Below are 24,153 nucleotides of genomic sequence, written 5' to 3'. Positions count from 1 at the left end.
GCCCCGTGTGGCGGCGTTGCGGCGTGTCCGAGGCGCGCTTACAGTCGAGACAAGTAGCCGGGAGGTCCGGTCTAGTGGTGCATGGTCGCGTGAGGGTCGCGTCCGGACACCGCGTCAGCGGAAACTGACCGCGGAAGATGGAGCAGATCAATGGTGTTGCAGCAGATCTCACGGAGATGGGCCGGGCTAGCCGCCGCGGTGTCGATCGCCGCGCTATCGACGTTCGTGGCCGTTCCGGCAAGCGCCGCCGATGCGAGCTCCCCCGAACCGTCGGTCACGCCCACCGCGGACTCCTCGCCAAGCACTGAGCCGTCGACCAGCACTGAGCCGTCGACCAGCACCGACGCTGAGCCCGCGCCCGAGGTCTCTGACGAGCCATCCGCGCCCCCCGCCGAATCGGGCGAGGATGAGTCCTCTGCCTCGACATCCGCCGTCGCGGAGAGCGAGTCAGTCGCCTCAGTGACCTTCGCGGACGAGGGGCTGTCATCCGAGTTCACCGACGAGATCCGCTGGATGGGCGCTGAAGGGATCTCGACGGGCTACCGCGAGAACAGCCGCAACTACTACCGGCCTTTCGGCCTCGTCACCCGTGACGCCATGGCCGCGTTCCTCTACCGCTTCGCGGGAGAGCCGGACTTCCCGTTGCCGAGCAAGCCGACCTTCCCCGACGTGACTCCCGCGAAATCCGAGTTCTACACCGAGATCGAGTGGGCTGCGCACGCCGGCGTCACGCAGGGGTACAGCGACGGCACGTTCAAGCCCACCCGTCCCGTGACACGCGACGCGATGGCCTCCTTCATCTATGGACTCGAGGGCGGCGCCGCCCCGAGCGGCTCGGCTGTCTACGTCGACTCGTCGAAGTCGAGCGAGCACACCAACGCGATCGAGTGGCTCGCCACGAAGGGGATCTCGCAGGGGTGGGTCACCTGGCAGGGCCGCGAGTACAAGCCCTTCGACAACGTCACGCGCGACGCGATGGCGGCGTTCCTGTACCGGCTCGAGCACGGTGCCGATCCCGTTGAGGCCGCCGATCCGGTGCTCGAGGCACAGAAGGATGTGTGGATCACCGCTTCGAAGCTGCACCTGCGTGATGCGCCCACCTGGGACTCGAGCGCCGTGGTCACCGGCGTCAAGCACACGAGGGCCCGGTATCTCGGCGCGCGCGAAGGCGGCTGGATGCAGGTCCGCATGGGCGGCATGATCGCGTGGGCGCCAACCAAGTACCTCACCACCAGCAAGCCGAGCGCGGCCTCGGCGAAGGTGGGTCTCGCGGATTCGAGGGTTGAGTTCCGCGAGCGGCCCACCCTCAGCGCTCCGGTCCTGGCGACCGTGAGCCAGGGGACCCGTGGATACTTCACGGGCGTCTCGAAGGGCAGTTGGAAGTGGGTCACGATCGCGGGCGTTCGCGGGTGGACACCCGCGGCGAACCTCAACACGGTCAAGGCCTACGACGCGGATCCCGTCATGTCCCGCGCCTATTCACAGGTCGGGTACCGGGGCGGGAACCGCACCAACAAGTACAGCGCGTGGTACGGCACCACCAACCCGTACTGCATGGTGTTCGTGATGTGGACGTTCCACCACGCTGGCTTCCCGAACCACGTTCCCCACCGCGGCTTGTACTCCGACTGGGCGCGCGTGCTGCAGCGGTCGGGAGTGCTCGACGAGAACGTGTCCCGCAGCGACCTGAAGCGGGGCCACGTGGCGCTCGTGGACTGGGCGCCGCGTAATGGCCCCACCCACACCGGGATCGTCTCTCGAGTCGACGGCGATTACGTCTGGCTCGTGGAGGGCAACACCACGGACGGCACCGGCGATCCGGGTCGCGGCGTGTTCGAGCGCAAGCGCGCGATCGCGGACATCGACTCGGTGTTCGACCCGGACGACTACGCCAGGAGCATCGGCTACTAGTCACAGGTCGGGCGTGCGGGCGAGTCGGTCGCGCGATCTAGAGTGACAGGCATGGACCTGTTCGAGTCGACCGAGCGCACGGGCACGGGTGTGCCCGAGCCCGGCGCCAATGCACCGCTCGCGGTGCGTATGCGCCCGCGCGTGCTCGACGAGGTGGTGGGTCAGTCCCACCTGCTCACGGACGGGTCGCCGCTGCGCCGTCTGGTCCAGGAGGGCTCGTCGGCGACGTCGGTCATCCTGTGGGGACCACCGGGCACGGGCAAGACCACGCTCGCGTACCTGGTGGCCGGCGCGCGACCCTTCGTCGAGCTGTCGGCGGTCACGGCGGGCGTCAAGGACGTCCGCGCCGTCATCGAGGCCTCGCGCAGGCGCGTCACCACGGGCGAGCGCGAGACGGTGCTGTTCATCGACGAGATCCACCGGTTCACGCGGTCGCAGCAGGACGCGCTGCTCCCTGCGGTCGAGAACCGGTGGGTGACGCTGATCGGTGCCACCACCGAGAACCCGAGCTTCTCGGTCGTCGGTCCGCTGCTGTCGCGATCGTTGCTGGTCACCCTCAAGCCGCTCGCGAGCGAAGACCTGGGCGCGCTGGTGGATCGCGCGGTCGAGGACGAGCGGGGTTTGGGCGGCCGGGTGGTTCTCGCGCCCGAGGCGCGCGAGCACATGCTCCGCGTCGCGGGGGCCGATGCGCGCAAGGCTCTCACTCTTCTCGAATCTGTGGCCGATGCGGCGCTGAGCAGCGGGGGAGACCCGCCCACCATCACCGGTGAGCTGACCGAGCGGGCGATGGATTCGGCGCTGGTCGCCTACGACAAGTCGGGCGACCAGCACTACGACGTGATCAGCGCGTTCATCAAGTCGGTGCGGGGCTCCGACGTCGACGCTTCGCTGCACTATCTGGCGCGGATGATCGTGGCGGGGGAGGACCCCAGGTTCCTGGCGCGCCGGCTCGTGATCCTCGCGTCGGAGGACGTGGGTCTCGCGGACCCCCAGGCCCTCGTGATCGCGCAGGCGGCGGCGGATGCCGTGAGCTTCATCGGCATGCCCGAGGGGCGCATCCCGCTTGCCGAGGCCACGGCCTATCTGGCCACGGCGCCCAAGTCGAACCGGGCCTACGCGGCGATCAACGCGGCGATCGCGGACGTCAAGGCTGGCAAGGCGGGGGTGGTGCCCTCGCACCTCAGGGATGCGCACTATTCGGGCGCCGAGCGACTGGGCCACGGCAAGAACTACGTCTACTCGCACGATGCGCCGGGCGGCGTCGCCAAGCAGGACTACCTCCCCGATTCCTTGCAGGGTGCGCGCTACTACCAGCCCACGGAGTTCGGGTTCGAGCGCACGCTGTCGGAGCGGCTCACCCGGATCCGGGAGAACCTGGGCCGCGGCGAGTAGGCGCCACACCCTCCACGGCCGCACCGCCCAATTGAAAGCGCCGCCGCACTGCACTACCCCACATCGGCCCCTCGCTCTGTTAGTATTGACCAGCCCTCGCGGACGGTTGGCTGCTGTCGCCGCGACCACATCAACGTATGGCAGACGAACACGCTCCGGCGCGTTCAACACCGGCACCAGACTCCAAAGGATCTATTTTGACTTCAGTTCAGCGCGCGCGCCGCCAGGTGCGCCTGTCCCGCGCCTTGGGTCTCGCATTGACCCCCAAGGCCGTCAAGCACTTCGAGAAGCGTCCTTACCCTCCGGGCGAGCACGGCCGCACCGCGCGCCGCAAGGAAAGCGACTACGCGGTCCGTCTGCGTGAGAAGCAGCGCTTGCGCGCCCAGTACGGTCTTCGCGAGAAGCAGATGACTCGCGTCTTCGAGGAGGCCCGCAAGGAGTCCGGTCTGACCGGTGAGGCGTTCGTCGAGCTGCTCGAGATGCGTCTCGACGCGCTCGTGCTGCGCTCCGGCTTCGCCCGCACCATCCTGCAGGCGCGCCAGTCGGTGCTGCACCGCCACATCATGGTCGACGGCAAGATCGTCGACCGTCCGTCGTTCCGCGTGAAGCCGGGCCAGACCATCCAGGTCAAGCCCAAGGCCGTCACGATGGAGCCCTACATGGCAGCTGCCGCCGGTGCACACCGCGACGTGCTCCCCGAGGTGCCCGACTACCTCGACGTCAAGCTCGAGAAGCTGTCGACCGAGCTGGTTCGTCGTCCCAAGCGCGCCGAGGTCCCCGTGACCTGCGAAGTGCAGCTGGTCGTCGAGTTCTACGCTCGCTAAATCAGTGGTGCGGTAACGCGCACTAGGCTTGTTCGCGAGCCGAATGACAACGGCCGCCGGCCCCTGGCACTCGCCAGGGCCCGGCGGCGTTGTTGTATGAGTAAGGGCGGCCGATGCGCCGCCCACCTAGTCTGCGAGTCAGGCTGGCAGGACATGGAGGACAGCATGCGCACCGCGGAGATTCGCAAGCGCTGGATCGACTACTTCGAGACCCATGGGCACCACATTGCGCCCAGCGCCTCGCTGGTGTCGCCTGACCCCAGCCTGCTGTTCACGGTTGCCGGCATGGTGCCCTTCATCCCGTACATCATCGGCACCGAGACGCCGTCGCACCCGCGCATCGCCTCTGTCCAGAAGTGCATCCGCACCAAGGACATCGAGGAGGTGGGCCAGACCACGCGTCACGGCACGTTCTTCCAGATGCTGGGTAACTTCTCCTTTGGCGACTACTTCAAGCGCGGCGCGATCGAGTTCGCGTGGGACCTGCTGACGGGCCCCGAGAGCGAAGGCAAGTACGGCTTCGAGCCGGACCGGTTCTGGGTCACCATCTGGAGCGAGGATGACGAGGCCTACCAGGCGCTCGTCGACGTGGGAGTGAACCCCGCGCACATCGTCAAGCTCACGCGCGAGGAGATCTTCTGGGACACCGGCCAGCCCGGACCCGCCGGCCCCTGCGCGGAGTGGCACTACGACCGCGGCCCTGAGTTCGGCCCCGAGGCCGTGGGCGGCACCGTGGATCCGGGCGGCGACCGCTACCTCGAGATCTGGAACCTGGTCTTCGACCAGTTCCTGCGAGGCCCCGGATCGGGCAAGGACTACCCGCTGATCCGCGAGCTTGACCAGAAGGCGATTGATACCGGCGCCGGACTGGAGCGCATCGCGTACCTCAAGCAGGGCGTGTCCAACATGTACGAGATCGACGAGGTCTTCCCGGTCATCGAGAAGGCCCAAGAGCTCTCGGGGCGCGCGTACAAGACCAACCCCGAAGACGACGTCCGCATGCGCGTGATCGCGGACCACGTCCGCTCCGCCATGATGCTGATGCACGACGGTGTGGTGCCCGGCAACGAGGGCCGCGGCTACGTGCTGCGCCGCCTGCTGCGCCGCACGGTGCGGGCCATGCGCCTGCTCGGCGTCGAGGACCCGTCGCTGACGGTCCTGCTCCAGAGTTCGTACGGCGCCATGAGCGCCTCGTACCCCGAGCTCGCCGACTCCATTGCGCGCATCCAGAGCATCGCGGGCTCCGAGGAGGACGCGTTCCGTCGCACACTCACGTCCGGCACCGCCATTCTGGACACCGCGGTGGCGAAGGCCAAGAGCGCCGGGACGTCGGCGCTTTCGGGCGAGGACGCCTTCCAGCTGCACGACACCTTTGGCTTCCCCATCGACCTGACGCTCGAGATGGCCGCCGAGCAGGGCGTGAGCGTGGACGAGTCCGGCTTCCGCTCGCTCATGGCGGAGCAGCGCGACCGCGCGCGGGCCGATGCGAAGGCCAAGAAGGGCGGCCACGCGGACGTCAGCGTCTACCAGTCGGTAGGGGCGCAGACTCCCACGACCTTCCGGGGCTACGACGAGCTGTCGCTCGTGACGAGCGTCGCCGCCGTCATCAAGGACGGCGTCTCCGTGCCCGTCGCGACCATCGGGGACACGGTAGAAGTGATGCTCGCGCAGACCCCGTTCTATCCCGAGTCGGGTGGCCAGGACGCCGACACGGGCGAGATCCGCGGCGCCAACGCGACGCTGACCGTCATCGACGTGCAGAAGCCCGTCGCGGACGTCATCGTCCACACCGTGACCGTCGACGAGGGAGAGATCGCGGTCGGAGACCAGGTTTCCGCCGAGGTCGACCCGGTCAACCGCCGGCTGGCGTCCAAGGCCCACTCCGCGACCCACCTCATTCACGCGGCCCTGCACGAGGTGCTGGGCGATGAGGCCACGCAGGCTGGCTCGTACAACAAGCCGGGCTACATGCGCCTGGACTTCGCGTGGCGTCAGGGCATCTCGCACAGCGCCCGCGAGGAGATCGAGGGCATCGCCAACCGCGCGATTCGCGAGGAGCTGCCCGTCGGGACGCAGGTGATGAGCCTCGACGAGGCCAAGAGCCTGGGTGCGATGGCGTTGTTCGGCGAGAAGTACGGCGACCGCGTGCGCGTGGTCGAGATCGGTGGCCCGTTCTCGCGCGAGTTGTGTGCGGGCACGCACGTGGATAACTCTTCGCAGATTGGCCTGCTCAGCGTCACCTCTGAGGGCTCCGTGGGCTCCGGCGCGCGTCGCATCGAGGCGCTCGTGGGCGCCGACGCGTTCCAGAACCTTGCGGCCGAGCGCTCGATTGTCAGCGAGCTCAGCACCACGCTGAAGGCGCGTCCCGAGGAACTCAGCGACCGCATCGGCGCGCTGCTGACGCGACTGAGCGAGGCGGAGAAGCAGCTCACCCAGTACCGGCAGCAGGCCATGCAGCAGGTGGCCGGTCAGCTGGTCGCGACCGCCACCGACGTGAACGGCATCCGGCTCGTGGCGCACGAGTCCACCACGGCGGCAGACGGCGACGATCTCCGCACGCTGGTGACGGACGTGCGCGCGCGCTTGGGTGAGTCCGAGCCCACCGTCGTAGCAGCATCGGCCGCCATCAATGGCCGCCCGCAGATCGTGATCGGCACCAACCAGGCCGCCCGCGATGCCGGGGTGCGCGCCGGAGACCTCGTCAAGGCCGCATCGGCCGTTCTTGGAGGCGGGGGCGGCGGCAAGCCGGACCTCGCCCAGGGCGGTGGCCAGGACGCGTCCAAGATTCCCGATGCGCTCGTCGCCGTCCGCGACGCGGTCGCCTCGCGATAGGGGCGGTTCGATAGATGGACAGGGGAGTGAGGTTGGGCGTCGATGTGGGCACCGTTCGCATCGGCGTCGCGGCCTCGGACCCTGACGGCATGATGGCGTTCCCGGTCACCACAGTGACCCGTGGGGACGGCGATGTCGACCAGGTTGCGGCCATCGTGAAGGAGCGCGAGGCGACCCGCGTCTACGTGGGGCTTCCCCGGAAGCTCTCGGGCAAGGACGGCGCAAGCGCGGACTTCGCGCACGAGTTCGCCGGTGCCCTCGCGGAACGCTGCACGGCGGCGGTTCGTTTGGTGGACGAGCGATTCTCCACCGCGACCGCGCAGCACGCCATGCGCCAGGCGGGCAGGAACTCGCGCCAGCAGCGTCAGGTCATCGATCAGGCGGCCGCCGTCGTGATCCTGGAGAGCGCATTGGATATTGAACGACAGGGCAACCTCGATAAGGTGACCTACGAGCCGGACCCTAAGGGGAATGATGACTGACCTGTTCCACCAGCAGACTGAGGCGACCACCACCACGTCGCTCGACCTGCGGCGACTGCAGCGCCAGAAGCGACGCCAGACGCGCCAGAAGTGGACCCTGCTGGTCTCGGCCGTGGCCCTCGTGGTGCTCGCCGTCGGCGGGTCGATCGCCTGGAACTTTTTGGGCAGCTTCGAAACCGAGAGCACTGAGATCGCGGACTACGACGGCCCCGGCCAGGGCGTGGTCGAGGTGGTCGTCGAGCAAGGCGACACCGGCGCGGACATCGCGCAGACCCTGTACGACGCCGGCGTGGTCGCCTCCCCGGAGTCGTTCATCCGCGAGGCGAACGCCAGCCCCGAGGCGGGCAACATCACCCCCGGCTACTACTTCATGCAGCGCGAGATGAAGGCCGAGTTCGCGCTCACCGCCCTGCTGGACCCGGGCAACAAGAACGAGCTCACCATCACGATCCCTGAGGGCCGCCGAGTCGAGGCCTACTTCCAGTCCATCGCCAACCTCACGGACTACTCGGAAGAGGAGATCGAAGAGGTCGCGCAGGACACGGAGGCGCTGGGCTTGCCCGAGCAGGCGGACGGGAACCTCGAGGGATGGCTGTTCCCGGCGACGTACACGTTTACGCCAGACGCTCAGCCCGCAGACATCCTTGCGGAGATGATCGAGACGACTGTCCAGGTGCTGGACCGCAATGGTGTGGCCCCCGAGGATCGCCTCGAGGTGCTCACGGTGGCCTCCATCATCGAGCGCGAGGCGCGTCTCGACGAGGACCGGCCGTTGGTCGCCGGCGTGATCTACAACCGTCTCGAGATCGACATGCGACTCGAGATGGACTCGACGGTGAAGTACATCAGCCCGTCGGACGGCGTGTTCACGTCCGACGAGGAACGGGCCATCGATGACCCGTACAACACGTACCAGTACACCGGCCTGCCTCCCGGCCCGATCGCCGCGCCCGGCGAGGCTGCCATCGCGGCTGCCGCCGATCCGGCGCAGCACGACTACCTGTTCTTCGTGACGGTCAACACCAACACCGGCGAGACCCGGTATGCGGAGGACTTCGCCGAGCACCAGGAGAACGTCGCGGTGCTGCGTGAATGGGCCCAGGAGCAGGCCGCCGCCTCCGAGGACGGGGAAGGTGCCACGGACTAGCGAGGCGCGCCGTGCCGGCGTGCTCGGTCATCCGATCGAGCACTCACTGTCCCCGGTGCTGCACCGCGCCGCGTACGACGCCCTGGGCCTGGAGTGGGAGTACGACGCCCACGACGTGACCGAGGAGTCGCTGCCGGCGTTCATCGACGCGTTGACCGGCGAATGGGCGGGCCTGTCGCTCACCATGCCGCTCAAGGTCGCGGCGCTGCCGCTCGTGGACTTCATCGAGCCCATGGCCAAGCTCGTGGGCGCCATCAACACCGTGCTCGTGCAGCCCGTCGCCGAGGGCCGCCAGCTGGTGGGAGCCAACACCGACGTGCACGGCATCGTGGCCGCCCTGCGCGAGGGCGGCGTCCAGCAGGCCGATGCGGGGGTCGTCGTGGGCGGGGGAGCGACGGCCACCTCGGCGCTGGCAGCGCTCGGCCGACTGGGCGTGACAAAGCCCATCGTCGTGGTCCGGTCGCGGGCGCGCGCCGGCGCGTTGATGCGCGCGGCCACCAAGATGGGCGTGGAGCCGCGGTTCGTCTCCTTCGAGGACGCGCCGCACTACCTGGCGCGCGCCAGCGCGGTCGTCTCCACGGTCCCGGCCGATGCGGGTGCAGGCTTGGCGACATCGCTCACCGAGTCAACGGTTTTGGACGGCGCGGTTCTGCTCGATGCCGTGTACTCGCCGTTGGACACACCCCTCGGATTGTCCTGGGAGCGGGCGGGCGGAACCTTCGTCCGCGGCACCCGGATGCTGCTTCACCAGGCCGGCGAGCAGGTGCGGCTGATGACCGGCCGGGAGGCTCCGCTGGCATCGATGTCAGCAGCCTTGGATCAGGTGGTCTAGCAGCCTCGACCCGCCCTGAGTGATATGTGTAACACGGATATGCCCTCACGCCCTTGCCGATGTTAGTTTGCGCACAGCGCATCATCCGCTGAGGGATCTGAGGGAGTTTCGTGAAGCAGCTTGGAGCGATCCTGCTCGAAGAGGGCGTCCTGACTGAAGAACAGTTGCTGGACGGCATCGACGAGCAGCAGGCACGCGGCCAGTCGCTTGGCCGCACCCTTGTTGAGCTCGGCATGATCTCTGAGGGTCAGCTCGTGCGCGCGCTGGCCAACCAAGTGGGCATGGACTTCGTCGAGCTCGGCGAGGTGGCGGTGGACCGCGCGGCCGTGGCGATGGTGCCGGCCGCCGTGTGCCGCCGCCACAACGCCCTGCCGATCGGCATCGACGATGGTGTGCTGCGCGTCGCGATGTCCAACCCCGGCAACGTGGTCGCGGTCGACGACTTCCGCACCATCACCGGCATGTCCGTCACCCCCGTGGTCGCGGCGCACGACGACGTGCTTGGCGCGATCGACCGCTACTGCCGGTCGGACGCCGAGCTCGAGGACCTCCAGGAGGAGCTGTCCGAGGGCGAAGTCAACCTCGACGAAGAGAACCTGAGCGGTGCGTCCGAGGACGACGCCCCCATCGTGCGGTTCGTAAACCTGCTCATCAGCCAGGCCGTGCAGGACCGCGCCTCTGACATCCACATCGAGCCGACGGAGAAGGACCTGCGTGTCCGCTACCGGATCGACGGCGTGCTCCACGAGATGCAGCACGCGTCGAAGGCCATCGCCAACGGCGTGACCAGCCGCCTGAAGATCATGTCCGACATCGACATCGCCGAGCGCCGCAAGCCTCAGGACGGCCGCCTGTCCGTGAACCACCAGGGCCGCAAGATCGACCTGCGTGTGGCGACCCTGCCCACGGTGTGGGGCGAGAAGGTCGTCATGCGTATTCTCGACAACTCGACGGCGACGCTCGACCTCGAGGACCTTGGCATCCGTGAGAAGAACTACGAGGCTTACTCGCGGACGTTCCGCAAGCCCTACGGCATGATTCTGGTCACGGGGCCCACCGGCTCGGGTAAGTCCACCACGCTGTACGCGACGCTCAACCAGATCACCCGCCCGGAGATCAACGTCATCACGGTCGAGGACCCGGTCGAGTACCGGATCCCGGGCATCAACCAGGTGCAGGTGAACCCCAAGGCCGGGCTGACGTTCGCCTCAGCCCTGCGGTCCATCCTGCGTGCGGACCCGGACGTGGTGCTCGTCGGTGAGATCCGCGACCACGAGACGGCGCAGATCGCCATCGAGGCCGCGCTCACCGGTCACCTCGTGCTCTCGACCCTGCACACCAACGACGCTCCCTCCGCGCTGACCCGACTCGTCGAGATGGGCATCGAGCCCTTCCTCGTCGGCTCTGCGATCGACTGCGTGGTGGCGCAGCGGCTCGCGCGCCGCCTGTGCGGCAACTGCGCGGTCGAGTATCAGATGGATGAGGCGGAGATCCCGACGAGCGTCGAGTGGGTGCCCGGCACCCCGCCGCCTGTGGTTTACCGTCCAGAGGGTTGCCAGCGCTGCTCCAACACCGGCTACCGCGGCCGCTTGGCGCTGCACGAGGTCATGGTGGTGGACGAAGACATCGAGCGGCTCGCCGTCGCACGCGCGTCCTCTGCCGAGATCAACCGCACGGCACGTGCCCGCGGCATGGAGAGCCTGCTGATGGACGGGTGGGCCAAGGTGCTCGACGGCACCACCTCAGTTGAGGAGTTGCTTCGTGTTGTTAAGTAACGGAGCTTCGCTTGAGTTCACGGGTATTCGCGCCGATATGGCTGGTACGTCAGAAAGCCGGCGCCTTGGCGTCCGGTATGAGGGGAAGTGAAGATGACGTCGTTCATGCCTGAGGACACGCCGCCGCAGCAGCCGCAGCGGCCGAGCGCCTCGCCGGCGAGCCCGCCGCAGGCGACGCCTTCTGCCGCCTCACGTCCTCCCCAGGGCCCGGGCACGCCGGCGCGCCCGCCGGCCATGCCGCAGAACCCCGCTGTACCTCAGAACCTCGCCGTGCCCCAGAACCACTTTGACGAGGCGCTGCCGAGCGCGCGCACGGCGCCGCCTCTTGCGCCGCCGCATCGTCCCGTGTCGGGACAGGTCCCCGTATCGGGTGGTCCGCAGCCGCAGGCTGCGCCTCCCATGCAACCTGGACAGCCAGGACAGCCACCCGTGCAGCGCCAGCCGGCGCCCCAGGGTGGACCGACCCCGCAGCGCCAGCCCATGAGCCCAGGCCAGCCGATGAGCCCAGGACAACAGCCTCCGCAGCGTCCCCGATCGGCACCGCCCGCAGCACCTGGGTCACCGCGCCAGAGCCAGCCCGCAGGCTCGGGCCGCATCGGCATGAGCCAAGAGGCGCACGAGAACGACCTGGACATCTCTGCGGCCCTCCGCGGCATGCTCAAGGTCGGCGCCTCGGACCTCCACGTGACCACCGGCGCTCCGCCGATGGTGCGCGTCGACGGCAGCCTTACGCCGCTCGAGGGCTTCCCCAAGTTGATGAAGGACGACCTTCAGCGTTCGCTCTACCAGATCCTCACCCAGGCCCAGCGGGAGAAGTTCGAGGAGGAACTCGAACTCGACTTCTCCTACGCGCTGGTGGGAGAGGCGCGGTTCCGCGTCAACATCTACAAGCAGCGAGAGTCCGTCGGCGCCGCCTTCCGCGTGATCCCTTACGAGATCAAGCCACTCGAGGCGTTGGGCATCCCGCAGGCGGTCTCGAACTTCGCGACTTTGTCGCGTGGCCTGGTGCTGGTGACGGGACCCACGGGATCCGGCAAGTCGACCACGCTGGCTTCGCTGGTCGACCTCGCGAACCGCTCGCGCAGCGACCACATCATGACGGTCGAGGACCCCATCGAGTTCCTTCACCGTCACAAGCGCAGCCTGGTGAATCAGCGCGAGGTCGGGTCCGACACCAAGTCATTCCAGCGCGCGCTCAAGCACGTGCTGCGACAGGACCCTGACATCATCCTTATTGGTGAGATGCGCGACCTGGAGACTATCCAGGTAGCTCTCACCGCAGCGGAGACCGGCCACCTTGTGTTCGCCACGCTCCACACCCAGGACGCGGCGCAGACCATTGACCGCGTGATCGACGTGTTCCCCTCGGAGCAGCAGGGTCAGATCCGTACGCAGCTGGCCACGGCGATCCAGGGAGTGCTGTGCCAGACGCTGCTCCCGCGCGCGGGCACACCGGGGCGCGCCGTGGCCGTAGAGGTGCTGGTCGCCACCCCGGGCATTCGCAACCTGATCCGTGAAGGCAAGACGCACCAGATTCACACGGCCATGCAGGCCGGCGCCTCGCTGGGCATGCAGTCGATGGACCAGCACCTCGCCAAGCTCGTCAAGGACGGGACGGTGGAGTACGAGGATGCAGTCGAGATGTGCCACTCCCTTGAGGAATTCAACCGACTCTGTGGGCGCGCCGCCCCCGAGCGACGCTAGGAGAACGCAGCGATGGCCACCGCGACCAAGCAGTTCGAGTTCACCGCCCGGGACACCCAGGGCAAGGAGCACAAGGCAACCATGGAGGCGCCGTCGAGTTCCGCCGTGGCTAGCCGCCTTCGCGAGAAGGGTCTCACACCGCTATCTGTGAGTGAGTCTGGAGGCAAGGGCCTCAACGCGGAACTCAGCATTCCCGGCCTGGGGGAGAAGATCACCCTCAAGGACATCGCGATCCTGTCGCGTCAGCTCGCAACAATGATCTCGGCTGGCCTGTCGCTTCTGCGCGCGCTGTCGATTCTTGCGGAGCAGACGGAAAGCAAGCCCCTGCAAAAGGTCGTCGCGGAGGTCCGTGGGGACGTCGAGACCGGCCAATCTTTCTCCCGGGCGCTGAGCCGTCACCCGCGAACCTTCCCACCCATCATGATCAATATGGTGAAGGCTGGAGAGGTGGGTGGATTCCTCGACGAAGTGCTGGTCTCCATTGCGCAGAATTTCGAGAACGAGGTCAAGCTCCGCGGCAAGATTAAGTCGGCCATGACATATCCCGTCGTAGTGTTCTTCATTGCGATCCTTGCGACTGCGGCCATGCTGATCTTCATCGTTCCGGTGTTCGCCGAGATGTTTGACGGTTTGGGCGGGGAGCTCCCATTCGCCACTCAGATGTTGGTCTACATGTCGGACATCCTCAAGGTGGGGGTTGTCCCGATCGTCATTGGCATCATCGCCTTCTCCGTGTGGTGGGGAAAAAATAAGCACAAGGAGCACGTTCGGAGGAAGTATCAGCCCGCTACGTTGAAAGCTCCAGTATTCGGGCAGCTCGTCCAGAAGATTGCGGTCGCTCGATTCTCTCGTAACTTCGGGTCGATGATTCGCTCGGGCGTACCGATTCTTCAGGCACTTGACATCGTGGGCCAGGCCTCAGGAAACATCGTCATCGAGGACGCTACTCGAGCCGTGTCGCAGTCGGTGCGCAAGGGAGAGTCTCTTGCGCGGCCGTTGGCACAGCACGCGGTGTTCCCACCCATGGTCGTGCAGATGATCGCGGTGGGCGAGGACACGGGCGCGTTGGACGAAATGTTGGACAAGATTGCTGATTTCTACGATCAAGAAGTGGAATCCACCACAGAGCAATTGACCTCACTCATTGAGCCGATCATGATCGCAGTGCTGGGGGGCATGATCGGTGCAATGGTAATTGCACTCTATATGCCGATCTTCAAGGTTTTCGACATGATCGGATAAACTGCCATTCCGCGACAATTCTATAGATGTGGCCGCGCGCCCGGGCGATTGCCGGGCTACCAAGTCTTGGGCGCGACCCTGACCGTGAGACGCCCGTCACACGGTAGCGAAGAAGAAAAACAATAACCGAAAGGCATCACCATGATTGCTCGTATCCAGAAGCGACTCGAGGAGCGCGAGAACGAGGGCGGCTTCACCCTCGTCGAGCTGCTTGTCGTCATTATCATCATCGGCATCCTTGCCGCGATTGCGATCCCGCTGTACCTGAACCAGCAGGCCAAGGCCAAGGACTCAGCACTTCAGTCTGACCTGAAGAACGCCCAGATCGCCGTGGCGACAGAACTTGTCGAGAACCCGGGCGTGAGCCCTGTCAACATCGCTGACTTCAACGAGTCGCCCGATGTCTCCATCGACGATGAAGTTACGATCACCAACGAAACGTTCGAACTGTGCGGCTCGGTGACCGGCGGCGACGTCGGCGCCTACTGCATCGATCAGGACGGGAACCTCGACGAGGACACCACGACCACCCCGGCCACCTAGACCCTCTGGCACGTTGCGGTGTGGGGCCTGCGCTAATGTGCGGGCCCCACACCCCCAGATGGGCAGGCAGCAGGGTTAGAACTAGGCTGAGACAACGAGGGGCGGTGAGCGGCATGCAAGGTCAGCGAGACGACGCAGGGTTTGGTCTCACCGAGATAATGATCTCGATGCTTGTACTAGCCGTCCTGTTGCTTGCTATTTTGTCGCTTCTGATCCGCGCGGTGGAGACGGTGGCCGCCAATGCCACGCGCGCCACGGCGACCGAGCTTGCGACAGAGCGAATCGAACAAGCGCGCTCGGCAGCGGTCACCGGGGATTGTGCCGTGATGGCTAGCGTGGTGGAACCCGCGTCAAGCACGACGGACGGGCGTGGAGTGTCCTTGCAGGTGACTGGCGACCTTGAGAATTGTGCTCAGTCCGGTGATCCTCACGAGCAGCCACGATTGGCAAGAGTGACGGTTGAGGTCACCACGACGCAACCGGGCTATCCAGATCCCGTCGTGGAAATCGCCAGCGATGTCTTCGTGAAGTTTGAGCCATGAGGAAGAATTTCCGCGAGGCCCGCGGGGGCCAAGAAACTGGCTTGACACTCGTCGAGCTCATCGTGTATTCGCTATTGCTGATCGTGATCATGGGAATAGCTGCGACCGTGTTCATCCAGATGCTGACTGTACAACGTGATGTCCGTGCGATCACCGACGCGAACAACACCGCTCAGCTCACGTTTCGAGAGCTCGAGCGTGACCTCCGGAACGCTCACTGGGCAGTAGTGGATCATGGTGGCCGTTTATTGGTGATGCAGACACGGATCGCCACGGCCTCGGGTGACACTTCTACATTGTGTACCGGCTTCTACTATGACGCGGATTCGGATGCGCTTCGCAGGACTGCCAGGCCCGACAGTAACCAGACAGCCCCTGTGCTTGCTGCCGTAGACACTTCCTCACTGGACGCATTGGCGAGTTCGTGGGAGATCGTGCGTGACGGAGTCGGTCAGGTTGGAGGCAGCCCGGTATTCGGTCCCGTGGATCAAGAGATTGTCGCTCCGTCCTATGTGTCGATCCATATGGACGCTGAGACGTTAGAGGGACGTTCGCCGATCGAGTTTCAGAAGTCCGTGGCGCTTAGGCCTCAGGGCAGCACGGTAGTGGGGTGCGACTAGTGAGGAGCATGGAGATGTACGCGTGGACGAACAGCGTCCGTCGGCACAAGAGTGGTCCTCGCGATGAGGGCGCGGCCATGGTGACAGTGTTGGGAATCATGCTGGTAGGGGCTGTGGTCATGACCACCGTGGCTTCTGTGACGATGTTCAATACGGGCAAGACTCTCGAAACCAGAGTTGACATGCGTGCTCGCGCAAGTGCGGACGCGGGAATCGACATAGTTCTGGGCCAGCTCGAGGGCCGCACCTACCGACAGCTTTCGGGTGTCTGTGGCGGCACCTACGTCATCAACAACGATGATGTCGCCGTCACAACGACCTACACCGTTGACCGTGGCGGTGTAACGATGGAAGTCGGTTGTCCGGTCGACGGTGATCTGGCTCTGAAGCTCGCGGTGGAGTCAACTGCAACGACGGCCCCCATTCTCTTGGGTGAGGAGGGCGGCGTATCCAAGACGGTAGGAGCGATCCTATTGCCGACGCCACCGGAGGTGTTTCTCGATAAGGCCATCTTCTCTGAGGGCAACACCTGGATCACGAACAACTCACAGCTCGAGCACAGTGGGGCTCTGGACGAGGATGGGAATCCGATCCCTGACGCAAATGTGTACTCCAATGGCGGCATCACGTGCGAGACGCAGGCCGGGGCGGCCGGCTCGATTTACGCTGCACACGGGGACGTTGTGATCGAGAACACATGCATCGTGGATAGCTCGGTTTGGGCGTCCGGCAAGGTGTCGGTGAGTTCTCAGGCGGTGATCCACGGCGATGTCTATGCCGCATCTAACGCAAACGGCGCAAACGCGTCGGACAACGGGATCTTCATGACGCAGTCCACGGCCCGTATCGATGGCGCCGCACTTACGAACGGTGGGGTCTACTCCGAAGGCCGGATATCACAAGGCGGCGGGATTGCTGGTTCAATACTCGCTCGGACCGGTGACATAAAGTTGCTGAATCAGGCTGAAATTGGGGGCAGCGCCTACGCAGGGGGCGACATCCTGCTCAACAAGAGCGAGATTGGCCAAGACGCGTACACGGTTACCGGCGACATTACGGGAAGTGGCGGATCAAATCGCATTGATGGTGATGCACGAGCGGGAGGAACCGTGGACCCGGGCATCTCTGTCGGGGGAGGACCACCGCTGTCTGATACACCCACGAGCGCTCCAGGTACGCCGTCACCGGCGGATGTGTTCCCTCCAGCGGTGGGGTATCCAGGTGGTATTCAGCCCCCGCCGCGTGAACAAATGCCGATGCTGACCATGAACGCCGAAGACATCAGCAGATGGGAGGGCGCGGGTTGGACTGTCGAACCGCTCAATGGGGTGTGTTCGGCTGATCAGGTCGAGGATGTGATCGAGAACGGTTCGTGGACCACGCATGGCCGCCTGCTCATCTTCGAGGGTTGCGGTGGTCAGGTGAGTTACGGTCAGAAGGAACTTGTGCTGCCGGGCAATCTAGCGCTCGTATCAGAGACGGGGTTCACGGCCGGGGCGGGCTTGTTCTTTCGGTCGGACACTCCGGGTACATCTCGCGACGTGTTCTGGATCGTCCCCTCAGACTCTCCAAACGTCTCGTGGCAACCGACGGGTTCTCAGTTGACGCCCGTGTGTTCCTCACCTGCGCCGGACATCTCGATCGACAAGTTCAAGATGTACGACGTCAACTTGATGGCGTATACACCGTGCCGCTTCAACTGGAACACGGGTCTCGACAACAACTCCGACCCGTGGACCGGGCAGATCTACGCGGGAGACGTCAATATTCACAACTCGTTCAACCTCAAGATGAATCAGATGCCCGTGCCGTCATTGGTGACCGCAGACCCGGACCTCGACGACGCAGCCAGTATGCGTTTGTCCGAGCGCTACGACCTGCACGGCTGACGCGAGGATGGATTCGGTTCTAGCGCTTTTCGTAGCGCTGGTTGGCCTTGCGGTGGGCTCCTTTGCGAACGTGGTGATCTATCGCGTACCGCGCGGCGAATCTGTCGTGTCGCCGCCGAGCGAGTGCCCGGCGTGTGGAGCACGTGTGCGCGCCAGACACAATGTGCCCGTATTCGGTTGGCTGTGGTTGCGCGGTCAGTGTGCCGACTGCGGGGCGCCCATCAGCGGGCGCTATCCCGTGATCGAAGCGGCGACGGCGATAGTGTTCGGAGTGATCGGCGCGGTGGTGGGTCTGGCATGGGTACTGCCGTTGTTGCTGGTGCTTGCCTTCTTCACCATCGTGTTGAGTGCAGTGGACTTCGAGACACGGCGTCTGCCGGACCGTATCCTCGCGCCTTTCGCAATCTTGTCGTTGGCGAGTATTGCTGCCGTGGTCATCGGCGCGGGCGACGCTTGGACTCTATCGCGCGCCGCAATCGGGGCGGGAGCGTTCGGCCTTTTCTACCTGGTCGCCTTCCTTGCATATCCGAAGGGAATGGGTTTTGGGGACGTCAAGCTAGCTCCAGTGCTTGGGGCGATTCTCGGGACATTCGGCTGGGAGCAACTCGCGGTAGGTGGCTTCGCCGCCTTCTTTTGGGGCTCAGTTGTCGGTATTGCTGCGATGGCCCTGCAGCGCCGCAGACACGGAGTGTCAATTCCGTTCGGCCCCTGGATGTTCTTGGGGGCGTGGACGGGCGTGGTGGTCGGAGAGCCGGTAGCCCGCTGGTACCTAAACGTGGTGGGTCTCACATGAGGCTTGAGCAAAGTGGAACGCGTGCCGATAGGCCACGTGGACGAATGAGGGAGGTGGGACCGTGGCCACAAGATCGATAGCGATCGATGTAGGTGCAACAACTGTGCGCGTCGCCGAGGTTGAGATGCGTGGGGGGAGCGACCCAAGGGACGGTTCCACGCTGACTGCCTATGCTGAACGACCCATTCCGGTAGGAGTGGTGCGCGACGGCGCGATCGAGGAGCCGGGTACCTTCGCATCCGTGGTCAAGGAGGCTGTGAACGCGGCCAAGGTCAGCGCGAAGAAGGCGACCATTGCGGTCGGTCACCCGAGCGTGGTGGTGCGTGAGGTCGACGTGCCGGCCCAGTCCATCGACAAGGTGCGGGAATCCCTGGCTTTCCACGTTCAAGACTCTCTGCCGATGTCGATTGATGACGCTTTGCTCGACTTCTACCCGACCCAGGACCTTGAGGGACAGGGGGGCCCGATGCTGCGGGGACTGCTGGTGGCATCACCGCGCGAACTCGTGCGTGGTGTCATCGCTGCGATGGAGGGAACCGGTGTGGGGCTTTCGCACGTGGACCACTCCGCATTCGCACTGTGGCGTTCTGGTTGCCGCGGGGAACTAATGAACGCCAACGTCGCGCTCGTTGACGTCGGTGCCGCTTCCACCAAGGTCGTTATATCCCAGCAAGGTCGCCCGCGCTTGGTGCGCGTGCTACCGCAAGGGGGCCTCGATGCCACGAAGGCGATCTCGAGTGCATTCAAGGGCACATCCGTGGACGCCGAGGCGCTGAAGCGCCAGATCGGAATGAACACCAACGTGAGCCCCGAGCAGCGCCCAGTCGCCGATGCTGTCGCGCACGTCATGGGCCCGCTGGTTGACTCCATTCGCAATACCCTCGTGTACTTCGCGAGCTCGAATCCGGGTGCCGGCGCCGAGAGGATAGTGCTCACCGGTGGCGGTGCGTACCTCAGTGGTTTCGGACAGGCGCTCTCGAGCGCGACACGGCTGCCGGTGATGATAGGCGACCCCTTTGCGGGGGCCGCGATCGGCAAGAAGGTTGACGCCGCGAGCGTGACAGGACGAGAGGCGGAACTTGCCACCGTGGTCGGGCTCGCGATGGGAGGTGCGTCGTGAACGAAACCGCCAAGAAGGTCGGGAGCCCCGGGCTACCGCAGGTAAATCTGCTGCCTCGTGAGTTCGCCGAGAAGCGGCAGATGCGGGCCGTTCAGTTCACTGCGCTGTTTGCGGTATTGATCGCTATCGCCTTAATAGTCGCCGGCTATGTTCTGGCATTGGGCGCCAAGCAGATGGCTCAGAACGATCTGGAGGATACCCGGCGCGAACAGACACTTGCGCTTGAGGATAGAGACTCGAAGGTGTCTGTGTACTCCGAGTACGTGTTGCGAGAGCAGCAGGAGTACGCGTTGGCTCAGGTTGCTGTCGGCGAGATGGACTACGAGCAACTGGCCGCCGCCGTGCTGGCCACTCACAACAACGAGACCAGTTTTGACAGCATCACCATAAACGGGCCCAGCGCCCTTGGAATGGGCTCAACTCAGGAGGGGTTCTACGGTGGCGGCGTCGGTGCGTTGAACTTCGTCGCGCGTGCCGAGTCGTATGCCGATGCGACGGCGCTGATCGCGCGTCTCGAGGAGGTGCCGGGAATCGCGAAGGTCCGAGGTTCGATCGAGCAATACTCCGCTGATGGCGCCGTATCGTTCTGGCAGTTGGAGGGCGAGGGGCTCGTCACTGACCTACGCCTAACGGGCCGCCTGGTTCCTAGCGACGGAATAACGGGGGTCGATGCCTTCAGCGTAGCGGCCGACAGCGCCGCAGAAGAGGAGCCGAATACTACACCTTCGCCGGAGCCGACACCAGTACCGACCGAAGAAGCTGGGGAGGGCTGACATGTTGAGTTCCAAGTACGCTCCGATTGTCGCCATCACGATTGTCCTGATTCTTATCCTGGCGGCGTTGGGATGGTTCCTAGCGATCAAGCCCCAGGTCGACGACACTGGCGCGATCGGCCAGGAGGCCGACGAGGTTCGTACAAACATCGACATGATCGAACAGTCGTCGGCGAGCATCGACAACTATGCGAACGAGCTCGAGGATGCACCGGTTGTCACCGAGGCGATCGCGTTGAACGCACCTAATGTGTGGGACATGGCCGGTTTCCGGCTACGGCTTGACGATGCTGTGAATGACTCGGGTGTCGGAATCACAGCTTTCGAACAAGCGCCGATCGTCGAGATCGACGGGTGGGAGCAGGATTCTGCAGCGCTGCCGTCGGCGCAGGTGGCGTCGCTCTTCCAGGTGGGGCCAATTCACACTGGCGACGAAGAAGAGTACTCACCGGTGGTGACCCAGTCGGGAGAATCGGGCCCTGTCGCGTCAGGCATTGTCGGAGTTCCTCTCTCGATCGAGGTGGTAGGTGCGCCGTCAGAGATGCTTGAGTTCTTCACTCTGATGTCTCAGCCCGACGACGCCTTGTTCCAGGTGTTTGGTGCGGAGTTGCTGGCTCGGCAGTCCGATTCGGCACCGATCGAGGGTGTCTCCGATCCTGACGACGGAGACGTCACTCTTGCGGTGAGCGGATACGCCTATATGCTCAACCCCGATGCCACGATCGTGGACGAGGAGCAACTTGAGCCGGCCAGTCTGGGCAGCGGCTCCCCATTCGAGGAGATCGCTGGCTCGGGTGGCGGCGGCGACGGCGGCGAGTAGTCGACCCCTACTGACGATGGGGGCCGGGCTTGACGACCGGCCCCATCGACGTCTCGCTAAGTGTGAGGGTCGGCCGTGCTACCTCTGGCAGAATGAACGCCATGCTCAGATGGCTCACTGCAGGCGAATCGCACGGACCGGCTCTGGTCGGCACACTCGAGGGTTTGCCGGCGGGGGTGGAGTTCACCAGCGCTGATGTTCAGGACGCGCTGGCGCGACGCCGCCTCGGCTACGGGCGAGGCGCGCGCATGTCGTTCGAGAAGGACCAGGTGTCGCTGTTGGGTGGCGTCCGCCACGGCGTCTCGCAGGGCGGCCCCGTCGCGATCCAGGTGGGCAACACGGAGTGGCCCAAGTGGGAGACGGTGATGAGCCCGGACCCCGTGGACCCGAGCGAGCTCACCGGCGCCCGCGCCGCCGCGCTCACCCGGCCCCGTCCGGGACACGCCGACCTGGTGGGCATGACCAAGTACGACTTCGACGACGCGCGACCGGTACTCGAGCGCGCATCGGCCCGTGAGACCGCCGCGCGCGTCGCGCTGGGACTGGTCGCCGAGAAGTTTCTTGATCAGGCCGCTGGCATCAAGCTCGTCGCTCACACCACCCAGGTGGGCCCGATCAGTGTTCCGGAGGACGCCCCGCTGCCCCCGGCCGACGCGACTCCGCAGCTCGACGAGGACCCCATTCGCTGCTTCCACGCGGAGACCTCGGCGCGCATGGTCGCCGAGATCGACCAGTGCCAGAGCGACGGCGACACCCTCGGCGGCGTGGTGGAGGTCGTGGCCTACGGCGTCCCCGTGGGACTCGGCAGCCACGTCCACTGGGACCGGCGGCTCGACTCTCGCCTCGCGGGAGCGCTCATGGGCATTCAGGCCATCAAAGGCGTCGAGGTAGGCGACGGCTTCCGCACGGCGGCACGCCGCGGATCCCAGGCCCACGACGAGATCGAGTACAGCGACGGCGGCGTCACCCGCCGCACCAACCGCGCTGGCGGGCTTGAGGGCGGCATGACCAATGGCGAGCCGCTGCGCGTCAGCGCCGCGATGAAGCCCATCAGCACCGTGCCGCGCGCGCTCGACACGATCGACACCGAGTCCGGCGAGGCCGCCAAGGCCATCCACCAGCGCAGCGACGTGTGCGCGGTCGCACCCGCGGCAGTAGTTGCGCAGGCGATGGTAGCGCTGACTCTGGCCGATGCGCTGCTCGAGAAGTTCGGCGGCGACTCCGTGGGCGAGGTGCGCCGCAACATCGAGAGCTACCAGGCCGCGATCCCCGAGCACCTGCGGTGATGACTTCTCCGCGAATAGTCCTCATCGGCCCGCCCGGGTCGGGCAAGTCCTCGGTGGGTAAGCGGCTGGGCCGCACCCTCGGGATTGCTTGGCGGGATACTGATGTGGACGTGGCGGAGCGGGCGGGCAAGTCCATCCCCGACATCTTCTTCGATGACGGCGAGGCCGCGTTCCGCGCATTCGAGAAAGAAGCCGTGGCCACAGCCCTCGCGGAACACGACGGCGTGCTGTCCCTGGGCGGTGGTGCGGTTCTCGACCCCGACACCCAGGAACTCCTCGAGTCCCACGCGGCTAGCGGCGCTCAGATCGTCTTCCTCGACGTGTCTCTGGCGAAGGCAGCACCGCGGGTAGGCCTCAACCGCGCGCGCCCGTTGCTCAACAGCAACCCGCGGCAGCAGTGGAAGGCGCTCATGGAGGCGCGCCGTCCCATTTATGAGCGACTGGCCACGGCGACGGTCCTGACCGACGAGCTGAACCCCGACCACGTCGCCCGCGCCATCGCCGAGCTGGAGGACCACCGTTGACCGCAGTCATTACCGTCGCCACCTCCGCACCGTATGACGTCACGGTGGGTCGCGGGCTGCTGCCGTCCGCCGTCGACGCGCTGCCCGGCACCGCTTCCCGCGTGCTTATCGTTCACTCAGCACCGCTGCGGGCCAAGGCCGACGAACTGCGGGGCCTCGTCGAGGCAAGTGGACGCACCCCGGTGCTCGCCGAGGTGCCCGATGCCGAGGAGGGCAAAACCGCCGAGGTCGCCGCGTTCTGCTGGCGGGTGCTCGGGAGTTCCGACTTCACACGCTCCGACGTGGTGATGGGCCTGGGCGGGGGAGCGGTGACCGACCTCGCGGGCTTCGTGGCCGCGACCTGGCTGCGCGGCGTAGCCGTGGTGCAGATCCCCACGACGGTGCTCGCGATGGTCGACGCAGCGGTGGGCGGCAAGACTGGCATCAACACCACCGAGGGCAAGAACCTTGTGGGCTCGTTCCACGAGCCGACGGCCGTGTGGTGCGACACCGACTTCTTGCAGACACTGCCCGCGAATGACCGCGTGGCGGGCCTCGCCGAGGTGGTCAAGGGTGGCTTCATCCGCGACACCGAGATCCTCGACATCGTCGAGCGGGAGACCGCAGCGCTGATCGCGCCCGAGCTCGACGAGCATGCAATGACGGTGCTCGAGGAGCTCATCGCACGGAAAATCGGGGTCAAGGCTGACGTGGTGGCGGCGGACCTCAAGGAATCGCACCTGCGGGAGATTCTGAACTACGGCCACACTTTCGGGCACGCCATCGAGTACACGGAGCGCTACCAGTGGCGTCACGGTGCCGCGGTGTCGGTGGGCATGGTGTTCGTCGCAGAACTCGCGCGTCTCGCGGGCAAGCTCGACGACGAGGCCGTGGACCGGCACCGCAGCATCCTCACCGGGCTCGGGCTGCCGGTGACGTATCCCGGCAACCGGTGGGACGCGCTGCTCACGGCGATGAAGCGTGACAAGAAGACCCGCGGTGACATGCTGCGGTTCGTGATCCTCCAGGGCATCGGCAACCCTGTCCGACTCGAAGGCCCCGATCCGGCGCTGTTGGCCGGGGCCTACGACGCCATCGGCCGTTGACGTAGCGGGCATCGCTA

Annotated in this window: 22 protein-coding genes; 21 read left to right on the top strand and 1 reads right to left on the bottom strand. The window is 65.6% G+C overall.

Annotated features, from left to right (window positions below; translation table 11 throughout):
• Positions 1 to 71 precede the first annotated feature (71 nt).
• Positions 72 to 497, bottom strand: a complete 426-nt coding sequence (locus ACNI3K_RS11190) for a hypothetical protein (RefSeq protein ID WP_419391976.1) — start codon at positions 495 to 497, stop codon at positions 72 to 74.
• On the opposite strand from ACNI3K_RS11190, the gene ACNI3K_RS11185 reads away from it, so the two are divergent.
• The 21 genes from ACNI3K_RS11185 to aroB all read left to right on the top strand — a co-directional run bounded on the left by ACNI3K_RS11185 (position 460) and on the right by aroB (position 24,136).
• Complete coding sequence (locus ACNI3K_RS11185; RefSeq protein ID WP_419391975.1) at positions 460 to 1,911, top strand: S-layer homology domain-containing protein; 1,452 nt, start codon at positions 460 to 462, stop codon at positions 1,909 to 1,911. The two genes, ACNI3K_RS11190 and ACNI3K_RS11185, sit on opposite strands and share 38 nt — an antisense overlap.
• A 51-nt stretch (positions 1,912 to 1,962) precedes the next feature.
• The gene (locus tag ACNI3K_RS11180) at positions 1,963 to 3,303 is read left to right on the top strand and encodes a replication-associated recombination protein A (protein ID WP_419391974.1); all 1,341 of its coding nucleotides are present in this window, start codon (positions 1,963 to 1,965) and stop codon (positions 3,301 to 3,303) included.
• 197 nt (positions 3,304 to 3,500) lie between these two features.
• Complete coding sequence (rpsD, locus tag ACNI3K_RS11175) at positions 3,501 to 4,127, top strand: 30S ribosomal protein S4 (protein WP_419391973.1); 627 nt, start codon at positions 3,501 to 3,503, stop codon at positions 4,125 to 4,127.
• Positions 4,128 to 4,292: 165 nt separating this feature from the next.
• On the top strand, positions 4,293 to 6,959 hold the full coding sequence (gene alaS / locus ACNI3K_RS11170) for an alanine--tRNA ligase (protein WP_419392152.1): 2,667 nt from the start codon (positions 4,293 to 4,295) through the stop codon (positions 6,957 to 6,959).
• Between the two features lie 14 nt (positions 6,960 to 6,973).
• The gene (gene ruvX, locus ACNI3K_RS11165) at positions 6,974 to 7,441 is read left to right on the top strand and encodes a Holliday junction resolvase RuvX (protein WP_419391972.1); all 468 of its coding nucleotides are present in this window, start codon (positions 6,974 to 6,976) and stop codon (positions 7,439 to 7,441) included.
• Positions 7,434 to 8,588 carry an endolytic transglycosylase MltG gene (mltG, locus tag ACNI3K_RS11160; protein WP_419391971.1) on the top strand — a complete coding sequence of 385 codons (1,155 nt, stop codon included), beginning with the start codon at positions 7,434 to 7,436 and terminating at the stop codon, positions 8,586 to 8,588. The genes ruvX and mltG overlap by 8 nt, the downstream gene beginning before the upstream one ends.
• Positions 8,575 to 9,420 carry a shikimate dehydrogenase gene (locus ACNI3K_RS11155; RefSeq protein ID WP_419391970.1) on the top strand — a complete coding sequence of 282 codons (846 nt, stop codon included), beginning with the start codon at positions 8,575 to 8,577 and terminating at the stop codon, positions 9,418 to 9,420. Before mltG ends, ACNI3K_RS11155 begins: the two co-directional genes overlap by 14 nt.
• A gap of 110 nt (positions 9,421 to 9,530) precedes the next feature.
• A complete protein-coding gene (locus ACNI3K_RS11150; protein ID WP_419391969.1) occupies positions 9,531 to 11,195 on the top strand; it encodes a GspE/PulE family protein in 1,665 nt (554 codons plus the stop codon).
• Between the two features lie 600 nt (positions 11,196 to 11,795).
• Entirely contained in the window at positions 11,796 to 12,899 is a 1,104-nt protein-coding gene (locus ACNI3K_RS11145; protein WP_518486598.1) for a type IV pilus twitching motility protein PilT, read from the top strand.
• Positions 12,900 to 12,911: 12 nt separating this feature from the next.
• On the top strand, positions 12,912 to 14,141 hold the full coding sequence (locus ACNI3K_RS11140; protein ID WP_419391968.1) for a type II secretion system F family protein: 1,230 nt from the start codon (positions 12,912 to 12,914) through the stop codon (positions 14,139 to 14,141).
• Between the two features lie 141 nt (positions 14,142 to 14,282).
• Positions 14,283 to 14,684, top strand: coding sequence for a prepilin-type N-terminal cleavage/methylation domain-containing protein (locus ACNI3K_RS11135; RefSeq protein ID WP_419391967.1), 402 nt, complete (start codon positions 14,283 to 14,285; stop codon positions 14,682 to 14,684).
• 113 nt (positions 14,685 to 14,797) lie between these two features.
• Positions 14,798 to 15,226 carry a prepilin-type N-terminal cleavage/methylation domain-containing protein gene (locus ACNI3K_RS11130; protein ID WP_419392150.1) on the top strand — a complete coding sequence of 143 codons (429 nt, stop codon included), beginning with the start codon at positions 14,798 to 14,800 and terminating at the stop codon, positions 15,224 to 15,226.
• On the top strand, positions 15,223 to 15,846 hold the full coding sequence (locus ACNI3K_RS11125) for a PilW family protein (protein WP_419391966.1): 624 nt from the start codon (positions 15,223 to 15,225) through the stop codon (positions 15,844 to 15,846). The genes ACNI3K_RS11130 and ACNI3K_RS11125 overlap by 4 nt, the downstream gene beginning before the upstream one ends.
• Before the next feature lie 77 nt (positions 15,847 to 15,923).
• On the top strand, positions 15,924 to 17,735 hold the full coding sequence (locus ACNI3K_RS11120) for a hypothetical protein (protein WP_419391965.1): 1,812 nt from the start codon (positions 15,924 to 15,926) through the stop codon (positions 17,733 to 17,735).
• A gap of 7 nt (positions 17,736 to 17,742) precedes the next feature.
• Positions 17,743 to 18,528: a prepilin peptidase gene (locus ACNI3K_RS11115; protein ID WP_419391964.1), complete on the top strand. Its 786-nt coding sequence runs from the start codon at positions 17,743 to 17,745 to the stop codon at positions 18,526 to 18,528.
• A 61-nt stretch (positions 18,529 to 18,589) separates the two neighbouring features.
• Entirely contained in the window at positions 18,590 to 19,648 is a 1,059-nt protein-coding gene (pilM, locus tag ACNI3K_RS11110; protein WP_419391963.1) for a type IV pilus assembly protein PilM, read from the top strand.
• On the top strand, positions 19,645 to 20,421 hold the full coding sequence (locus ACNI3K_RS11105; protein WP_419391962.1) for a PilN family protein: 777 nt from the start codon (positions 19,645 to 19,647) through the stop codon (positions 20,419 to 20,421). The genes pilM and ACNI3K_RS11105 overlap by 4 nt, the downstream gene beginning before the upstream one ends.
• 1 nt (position 20,422) lies before the next feature.
• On the top strand, positions 20,423 to 21,241 hold the full coding sequence (locus tag ACNI3K_RS11100) for a hypothetical protein (protein ID WP_419391961.1): 819 nt from the start codon (positions 20,423 to 20,425) through the stop codon (positions 21,239 to 21,241).
• 101 nt (positions 21,242 to 21,342) lie between these two features.
• Entirely contained in the window at positions 21,343 to 22,527 is a 1,185-nt protein-coding gene (gene aroC / locus ACNI3K_RS11095) for a chorismate synthase (protein WP_419391960.1), read from the top strand.
• A complete protein-coding gene (locus ACNI3K_RS11090; RefSeq protein ID WP_419391959.1) occupies positions 22,527 to 23,051 on the top strand; it encodes a shikimate kinase in 525 nt (174 codons plus the stop codon). The genes aroC and ACNI3K_RS11090 overlap by 1 nt, the downstream gene beginning before the upstream one ends.
• Entirely contained in the window at positions 23,048 to 24,136 is a 1,089-nt protein-coding gene (aroB, locus tag ACNI3K_RS11085; RefSeq protein WP_419391958.1) for a 3-dehydroquinate synthase, read from the top strand. Before ACNI3K_RS11090 ends, aroB begins: the two co-directional genes overlap by 4 nt.
• Positions 24,137 to 24,153 lie beyond the last annotated feature (17 nt).

It is taken from the genome of Demequina ureilytica (assembly GCF_048553575.1).
GTDB lineage: Bacteria > Actinomycetota > Actinomycetes > Actinomycetales > Demequinaceae > Demequina.
This window is presented reverse-complemented; position numbering and strand designations above follow the sequence as displayed.